Below are 274 nucleotides of genomic sequence, written 5' to 3'. Positions count from 1 at the left end.
AGTGAAGGCAACAAGTACTCCGATCCAGGAATCAATCTCGGGGTCGGCGCGGTGATCGGTGTGGCTGTTCTATATGTAGAGGCGGCGGTCGCGAGGGTCGATGCGGAACGTGAGCACCGACTTGCTGAGGAGCAGCGGTTCGTCCAGACGCTCATAGCCGCGGCTGACCTAACTGAGATCCGTATACCGGGCAGGAGCCTGGCGGGGATCATCCTCGCCGCGCGAGATCTCAGCGGTGGAGATCTCACTTCGACCAACCTCACACGTGCAGACC

General features: G+C 60.9%; 1 protein-coding gene. It reads left to right on the top strand.

What is annotated here, in order from left to right:
* Positions 1 to 274, top strand: a 274-nt coding sequence (locus SB772_RS40745) for a hypothetical protein (RefSeq protein ID WP_410838618.1), incomplete at both ends; no start/stop codon positions are given.

The sequence above is a fragment of the Paraburkholderia sp. SIMBA_030 genome, from assembly GCF_046535245.1.
Lineage (GTDB): Bacteria > Pseudomonadota > Gammaproteobacteria > Burkholderiales > Burkholderiaceae > Paraburkholderia.
The sequence above is the reverse complement of the archived record's forward strand: the minus strand, read 5'-3'. Positions and strand labels throughout refer to the sequence as shown.